Origin of the sequence: Streptomyces sp. NBC_00442 (assembly GCF_036014195.1) — a bacterium.
Lineage (GTDB): Bacteria > Actinomycetota > Actinomycetes > Streptomycetales > Streptomycetaceae > Streptomyces.
The window spans coordinates 1,384,611-1,392,031 of the sequence record NZ_CP107918.1 but is presented as its reverse complement, the minus strand read 5'-3'; the positions used below and the strand labels follow the sequence as shown (position 1 = coordinate 1,392,031).

8 protein-coding genes are annotated in these 7,421 nt (G+C 74.7%); 3 read left to right on the top strand and 5 right to left on the bottom strand.

Annotated features, from left to right (window positions below; genetic code table 11):
• Positions 1-86 precede the first annotated feature (86 nt).
• A complete protein-coding gene (locus OG432_RS06245; RefSeq protein WP_328308546.1) occupies positions 87-1,232 on the bottom strand; it encodes an alpha/beta fold hydrolase in 1,146 nt (381 codons plus the stop codon).
• Positions 1,233-1,419: 187 nt separating this feature from the next.
• Between OG432_RS06245 and OG432_RS06240 the strand changes: the two genes are divergently transcribed.
• The 3 genes from OG432_RS06240 (at position 1,420) to OG432_RS06230 (ending at position 2,737) form a co-directional block, all read left to right on the top strand.
• Positions 1,420-1,632: an MbtH family protein gene (locus tag OG432_RS06240; protein ID WP_328308544.1), complete on the top strand. Its 213-nt coding sequence runs from the start codon at positions 1,420-1,422 to the stop codon at positions 1,630-1,632.
• 66 nt (positions 1,633-1,698) lie between these two features.
• On the top strand, positions 1,699-1,965 hold the full coding sequence (locus OG432_RS06235; protein WP_328308542.1) for a hypothetical protein: 267 nt from the start codon (positions 1,699-1,701) through the stop codon (positions 1,963-1,965).
• A gap of 244 nt (positions 1,966-2,209) precedes the next feature.
• On the top strand, positions 2,210-2,737 hold the full coding sequence (locus tag OG432_RS06230; RefSeq protein ID WP_328308540.1) for a GNAT family N-acetyltransferase: 528 nt from the start codon (positions 2,210-2,212) through the stop codon (positions 2,735-2,737).
• Positions 2,738-2,814: 77 nt separating this feature from the next.
• Here OG432_RS06230 and OG432_RS06225 read toward each other — a convergent pair whose 3' ends face one another.
• The 4 genes from OG432_RS06225 to argC form a co-directional block, all read right to left on the bottom strand.
• Positions 2,815-4,017: an acetylornithine transaminase gene (locus OG432_RS06225; RefSeq protein ID WP_443058342.1), complete on the bottom strand. Its 1,203-nt coding sequence runs from the start codon at positions 4,015-4,017 to the stop codon at positions 2,815-2,817.
• Complete coding sequence (gene argB, locus OG432_RS06220) at positions 4,014-4,904, bottom strand: acetylglutamate kinase (RefSeq protein WP_328315020.1); 891 nt, start codon at positions 4,902-4,904, stop codon at positions 4,014-4,016. Before argB ends, OG432_RS06225 begins: the two co-directional genes overlap by 4 nt.
• Before the next feature lie 80 nt (positions 4,905-4,984).
• Positions 4,985-6,136, bottom strand: coding sequence for a bifunctional glutamate N-acetyltransferase/amino-acid acetyltransferase ArgJ (gene argJ / locus OG432_RS06215; protein ID WP_328308538.1), 1,152 nt, complete (start codon positions 6,134-6,136; stop codon positions 4,985-4,987).
• Complete coding sequence (gene argC, locus OG432_RS06210) at positions 6,133-7,173, bottom strand: N-acetyl-gamma-glutamyl-phosphate reductase (RefSeq protein ID WP_328308536.1); 1,041 nt, start codon at positions 7,171-7,173, stop codon at positions 6,133-6,135. The genes argJ and argC overlap by 4 nt, the downstream gene beginning before the upstream one ends.
• Between the last annotated feature and the right edge of the window lie 248 nt (positions 7,174-7,421).

The following is a 7,421-nucleotide window of genomic DNA, read 5'->3' as shown; positions in this document are numbered from 1 at the left end:
CTGCGCGACCAGCCGGGCACGGTCCGCAGACGTAAAGGGGGTTGCCGGTCCCCGGACCCGGTGTCACCCCCGGGCGTGGCCGCCGGTCAGGCCAACGCCCAGGCGACATCCCTGAGCAGCGCCTGCCGCCACCCCGCCCGGTCGTGGCCCGCCGCCGACCGCGAGATCCGTACGGTGGCACCCGCCCGCTCGGTCAGGGACTCGACCAGTTCGCAATGCGGCCGCATGCGCGTCTCGTGCTCGCCCAGGTCGAAGGCGACCCGCAGCCCCGCCGGGGCGGGACGCTCGCGCAGCCTCGCCGCGATGGCGCCGCCGACGGGAGCGCCCAGCGGATCGGCCAGCTCCTCGGCCCCGGGCGACCACCACAACGACGGCGACTGGCAGGCGACGCGGTTCACCAGCTCCGGGAACTCCAGCGCCGCGTACATCGCGCTCAGGCCGCCCAGGCTCTGCCCGGCGACCACCAACGTCGTCACGTCCAGAGGCACATCGGCCTCCGCGAGCAACGGCAGCAGCTCGTCGCGTACCGCCTCCCACCACGCGGGGCGGCACCCGAACTCGGCGAGCCGGTCCTTGGCCGGCACGAAGACCAGCGTGGCCGGGGGCATCTCGCCCGCGTCGTAGGCGGCGTCGAACGCGGTCATCGCCGGGTGCAGATGGAGCCAGTCGTCCCCGTCGAGCAGCAGCACCACCGGCCCGCCGCCGCCCACCGGATGGAGCCGTACGGTGCGCCGTCCACCAAGGCGCGCACTGGCCCAGCGGACGCGGGCGCGGGGCAGGGGCAGCACGTCGGACGCGTCGACGGCCGGCCAGTGCGGCTGCGGCGGGGCGTCCGGGGTGGCGGCGACGGACCGCTCGCCGCCGGCGCCGACCGGGTTGTACGGATCGGCGTACGAGCCGTCGTCCGTACGGAATTGGTAGGTCACGCGGAGCCGGGCGGGCATGCGCACCTCGGCGTACCAGCAGTCCGTGTCGCGCCACCGCGTCAGCGGCACCGGATCCGACCAGCTCTCGAACTCCACGGCCGCCGGGCCGCCCCGCCACCGGAACAGGGCGGTCCAGCCACCGTCGCCGGACGGCACGAAAGCGGGAGCCGCCGCCGACCGGAACGCATCGGTGCCGGGCGCACCGGGCAGGCCGAAGGCGCCGAACGGGCTCTCCTGGCCGGCCGGGGAACCGGACGTGACGCCGGCTGTGTCCGGGCTCCCCGGCCGTGGTCGGGATGCGTGCATCGGTGCCTCCTTGTGAGGACGAAGGGGAAACGCTAGGCTCACGATAAGGTGAGCCTAACCTAAGCGTGGCTCGCCGGATGGCCGACCTCGTCCAGACCAACCACCCCCATGGGCGCGGCCCTTGCCGCCCGGAAGTGCGCCCGCACCCGGGCCGCGGGCCGCTCCCGGGCTCCAGGAGGACCCCCGCATGAGCACCAACCCGTTCGACGACGCCGACGGCCGCTTCCTCGTCCTCGTGAACGACGAGGGCCAGCACTCCCTGTGGCCGTCCTTCGCGGTGGTCCCCGGAGGGTGGACGGTCGCGAAGGAGGAGGCGAGCCGCGACGCGTGCCTGGAGTTCGTCGAGTCGAACTGGACCGACCTGCGCCCGCGCTCCCTCGCGACGGCCGCGGACGCCTGACCGCGGGCGCACCGGCGCCGCCGCCGGTGCGCCCGAAGGCCCGGAAGCAACGGAGGAAGGAAAGCTGTGAGCGACCTGACGGACACCCTGGAACGTCTCTCCCCGCTGTGGGAGTCGCCCGACGCCCCGACCCGCTGGGTGCTCTGGCACCGGGCCACGGGCGTGTCCCGACGGCCCTTCGAAACCGTCATCTTCGACCGGGAGTTCAACATCCCGTACGACGGGGACGACGTGGACGCGGCGGACGGGAGGGTCCTCGACGAGGTGATACGCCGGTTGCGCGAGGCGGGGACCCCGGAGACCGACGCCTATCCCGGGCGTCCGTGCGGGTGAGTGGCGCAGGGCCAGCTCGTATGTGACAGTACGTCACCATCATTTCCGTGCAACCCAGTTGTGGGTCCGCCGCGCACCCGACTCGGCAGTTGTGGGTCTGCCGCGCACCCGACTCGCCCCCCGGGCCAGGTAGGCACCCCTGCTCCCATCGTCGCGCAGGGCCGGCCGGCACACCGCCGCCGTCCCGGACCTGGTCCGGGAACGCCCCGCGCCCGCGCACGGTACGACCCGAAGAAGGAACGCCTTGACCACGGCCACCCTGCCCCCTGCCGCCCTCACCGCGCTGCTGTCGCACCCGGCCCCCGCCGCGCGACGGCGGGAATCGGCGGGATTCCTGATACGGCCGGCGCGCGAGAGCGACGGACCCGCGCTGGCCGCCCTCTCCCGGCCGTTCGTCCGCACGGGCGCGCTTCGCGAACGCCCCCTGGCCCTGTACCTCTCCCGGGCGTCCGACTTCCTCGTCGCCCAGGCCGCCGACGGAACCGTCGAAGGCAGCCTCGGGCTGAGCCGGCACTCCTCGGACGGCGTCCTCTACAACTTCTGCGTCGCCGAGCACCGGCAGGGCTCAGGGATGGGCGGCCGTCTGCTGGAGGCCGCGTTCGCCCGCGCGCGCGGCCGCGCGCTGACGATGCTGTTCACCGCGACGACCGGGAGCGGCCGGCTCTTCCTCGGCCACGGCTTCGTGCTCTCCCGGGCGGACCTCGCCCCGGCCGCCTGGGCGCGGACCCTGGACCCCGGCCGTGGCGCACGCGTCCTGGCCCGCACGCTGTAGAGCCCGCGGGGCGGGAACGTGGAAGGGGCGGGTCCACCACGGAACCCGCCCCTTCCACGTTCCCGCCCCGCGCTGGATCAGGCCGCGCCCCCGGCGGCGTACGAGGCGTCGAGGATCGCGGGCAGCGCCGCCACGAGGGCGTCGGCCCGCTCCATGGGTACGTTGAGGGCGGGCGCGAGGCGTACGACCGCGGGTCCGGCCGCGTTCACGAGGAACCCGGCGTCCTGCGCGGCCCGTTGGACCCGCGCCGCGAGCGGCTCGGCGAGCACGATGCCCAGGAGCAGCCCCGCTCCCCGCACCTCGCGGACCAAGGGGTGGCCCAGCCCGGCGACGCCCCCGCGCAGACGGTCGCCCACCCGCGCGACGTGGGGGAGCAGCTCCTCCTTCTCGATCGCGTCGAGGACGGAAAGGCCGGCCGCGCACGCGATCGGGCTGCCGCCGAAGGTGGAGCCGTGCTGACCCGGGGTCAGCAGGTCCGCGGCGGCGCCGAAGGCGACCGTGGCGCCGATCGGCAGGCCGCCGCCGAGGCCCTTGGCGAGGGTGATCACGTCGGGGTCCGCGCCCGGCTCCGCCTGGTGCGCGAACCAGTGGCCGGTGCGGCCGATCCCGGTCTGCACCTCGTCGAGCACCAGCAGGGTGCCCGTCGCCCGGGTGATCTCGCGGGCGGCCCGCACATAGCCCGCGGGGGCCGGGAGCACGCCGGCCTCGCCCTGCACCGGTTCGAGGACGACCGCCGCCGTGCGCTCCGTGACGGCGGCGCGCAGTGCCTGCGCGTCGCCGTAGGGGACGTGGGTGACCTCCGGGGGCAGCGGCGTGAACGGCGCCTGCTTGGCCGGCTGGCCGGTGAGGGCGAGCGCCCCCATGGTGCGCCCGTGGAAACCGCCCTCGGCCGCGACGAGATGAGGGCGCCCGGTCCTGCGGGCGATCTTGAACGCGGCCTCGACGGCCTCGGCGCCCGAGTTGGCGAAGAACACCCGGCCCGGCCTGCCCAGAAGGTTCAGGAGCCGCTCGGCGAGGGCGACCGGCGGCTCCGCGACGAACAGGTTCGACACGTGGCCGAGGCGCGTCGCCTGAGCCACGACGGCGGCGACCAGGCCGGGGTGGGCGTGCCCGAGCGCGTTGACCGCGATCCCGCCGGTGAAGTCCGTATAGGTGTGGCCCGCCTCGTCCCACACCGTGCTGCCCTCGCCCTTGACCAGCGCAAGCGGCGGGGTGCCGTAGGTGTCCATCATCACCGCGCGCCAGCGCTCGGTGAGCGTGGTCGTGCTGTCGGCGGTCACGCGCCGTCCTCCTGGGCGACGGGCCCCGGGGGCCCGCCCTCTTCGTCCGGCACCACCGTGGTGCCGGGTGCGTCCTCGGCGAACAGGCCGCGCAGCAGTGCGTGCGGCACCCGGCCGTCGATGACCTGCGCGCGGCCCACCCCGGCTCGGACCGCCCGCAGGCAGCCCTCCATCTTGGGCAGCATGCCGCTCGCCAACCGCGGTAGCAGGGCGGCCAGTTCGGCCGCGGTCAGCCGGCCGACGACATCGGTGCTGTGCGGCCAGTCCGCGTAGAGACCCTCGACGTCCGTCATGACCATCAGCCGGTCCGCGCCGAGGGCGACGGCCAGCGCCGAGGCCGCGAGGTCGGCGTTGACGTTGTAGATCTGGCCGTCCTCGCCGCGCGCGATGGGGGAGACGACGGGGATGCGGCCCTGTTCGAGGAGCGTGCCGATCGTGGAGGGATCCACGGCGACGATGTCACCGACCAGGCCGATGTCCACCGGCCGGCCGTCCACCACGGCGGCCCGCCGCACGGCGGTCATCGTGTGCGCGTCCTCGCCCGACAGGCCCACGGCGAGCGGCCCGTGGGCGTTGATGGCCCCGACGAGTTCCCGCTGGACACGTCCGGTGAGCACCATGCGGGCGACGTCCATCGTCTCCGGCGTGGTCACCCGCAGCCCGGCCTCGAAGCGCACCTCCAGGCCGAGCCGGTCCAGCAGGGCGCTGATCTGGGGACCGCCGCCGTGCACCACGACGGGCCGCAGCCCCGCGTGCCACAGGTCCACCACGTCCTGGGCGAAGTGGTGGTGCAGCGCCGGGTCCACCATGGCGTTGCCGCCGAACTTCACGACGACCGTGCGGCCCTGGAGCTCCTCGGTCCACGGCACGTCGGGCGAGTTGGGCACCGCGGCCGGCACCGCGGCCGGCTTCTCGGGCGCCGCCGTCCGCGCGGCGGGTATCTCCGGCGCCGCCGTCCCTGCCCGGCTCACGAGCTGTACGCGCTGTTCTCGTGGACGTACTCGGCCGTCAGGTCGTTGGTCCGGATGGCGGCCGAGGCGTCGCCGGAGCGCAGGTCCACCACGACGGTGATGTGCCGGCCCGTCAGGTCGACCTTGTCGCGGGACTCGCCCGCGGCGCCGTCCCGGCACACCCACACGCCGTTGATCGCCACATCGAGGCGGTCCGGGTCGAAGACGGCCGATGTCGTGCCGATGGCGGACAACACCCGCCCCCAGTTGGGGTCTTCGCCGTGCAGGGCGCACTTGAGAAGGTTGTTGCGGGCCACGGAACGGCCCACCTCGACGGCGTCGGCCTCCGACGCGGCACCGACGACCGACACCTCGATCTCCTTGGACGCGCCCTCGGCGTCCGCGATCAACTGGCCTGCCAGGTCCTGGCAGACGGCGTGCACGGCCGCGCTGAGCACGGCCCGCCCGGGGGTCGCGCCGGAGGATCCCGACGCGAGCAGCAGCACGGTGTCGTTGGTGGACATGCAGCCGTCCGAGTCGACCCGGTCGAAGGTGGTGCGTACCGCCTCGCGGAGCGCCGAGTCGAGGACGGCCGCGTCGGCGACGGCGTCCGTGGTCAGGACGACGAGCATGGTGGCGAGGCCCGGGGCGAGCATGCCCGCACCCTTGGCCATGCCGCCCACCGTCCAGCCGTCGCCCGCGGCCACCGCGGTCTTGTGGACGGAGTCCGTCGTCTTGATCGCGACGGCCGCGTCCTCGCCGCCCCGGGCCGAGAGCCGGTCCGCGGCGGCGGTGATGCCGGCCGTCACGCGGTCCATCGGAAGGCGGACCCCGATCAGTCCCGTGGAACACACCGCGACCTCGTCCGGGTCGATCTCCAGGGCCAGCGCGGTCCGCTCGGCCATCAGCCGGGTGTCGTCGGCGCCTCCGGGTCCCGTGCAGGCGTTCGCCCCGCCGGAGTTGAGCACGACGGCGGACACCCGGCCGCTGTCGAGCGTACGGCGCGACCAGCGGACCGGCGCGGCCTGGACGCGGTTGGAGGTGAAGACACCGGCGGCGGCGCGCACGGGCCCCCGGTTCACGACCAGGGCGAGGTCCGGTTCTCCGGATTCCTTGAGGCCGGCGCGCACTCCGCAGGCAAGGAATCCGAGGGCGGCGGTCACACTCACGGAGCCACTCCATTCGTGGGCAGGCCCAGCCGTTCCGGCAGGCCGAGGGCGATGTTCATGCTCTGCACCGCACCACCGGCGGTGCCCTTCGTCAGGTTGTCGATGGCGCTCACGCAGATCAGCCTGCGGGCGTCGGGGTCCACGGCGATCCCCACCTGGGCCGTGTTCGAGCCGAGGACGGCGCCGGTGGAGGGCCACTGGCCGGGCGGCAGCAGCCGGACGAACGGCTCGTCGGCGTACGCGGTCTCGAACACCGCCCGCACCTCGTCGTCCCGCCCGCTCGCGGCGACTTCCGGGCGCAGCCGGGCCGAGCAGGTGGCGAGGATGCCGCGGGGCATGGGCGCCAGGGTCGGGGTGAAGGACACCGTCACGTGTTCGCCGGCGGCGCGGGACAGGTTCTGGACGAGTTCAGGGGTGTGACGGTGGCCGCCGCCGACCCCGTACGGGCTCATGGAGCCCATCACTTCGGAACCGAGCAGGTGCGGCGCGAGCGAGCGCCCGGCGCCCGAGGTGCCGCTGGCGGCGACGACGACGGCCTCGGGTTCGACGAGCGCGGCGGCGTGGGCGGGGAACAGGGCCAGGGTGACGGCGGTGGGGTAGCAGCCCGGCACCGCGATGCGCGCGGCTCCCTTCAACTCCTCGCGCGCGCCGGGCAGTTCGGGCAGCCCGTACGGCCAGGTGCCGGCGTGGGGGGAGCCGTAGAACCGCTCCCAGGCGGCGGGGTCGCGCAGCCGGAAGTCGGCGCCGCAGTCCACGACGAGCGTGCTGGGCTCCAACTCGGCGGCCAGCGCGGCGGATTGGCCGTGAGGGAGGGCGAGGAACACGACGTCGTGGCGGCGCAGGGCGTCGGCACGGGTGTCGAGCAGGACCCGGTCGGCGAGCCCCGCCAACTGCGGCTGTACGGCCCCGAGCCGGCGGCCCGCGCTGCTGTGCGCGGTCACCGCGCCGATCTGGACGCCGGGGTGCGAAGCCAGCAGGCGGAGCAGTTCCCCTCCCGCGTATCCGCTGGCACCGGCCACCGCGACCCGTACGGTCATGTTCGTCCATTCTGTGTGTTCGCAGACGCAGCAGCACGAAGGCCCGCCCGTGCAACTTAGCTAAGCCTAACCTAACGTGAACTGGGTCCGGCTCGCGTACTCGGCCGTGGACGGCTCAGTGCGTGCGAACGCGTCGGCACCGGCGTTCGGAGCGGCGGCGGCGTCGCGACTCCGCGCCCGCGTGACGAGCGGCGGGCGGCGGGAAGCGGCCCGAGCCGACACCGAACGTGGGCGCGCTCGACGGCTTT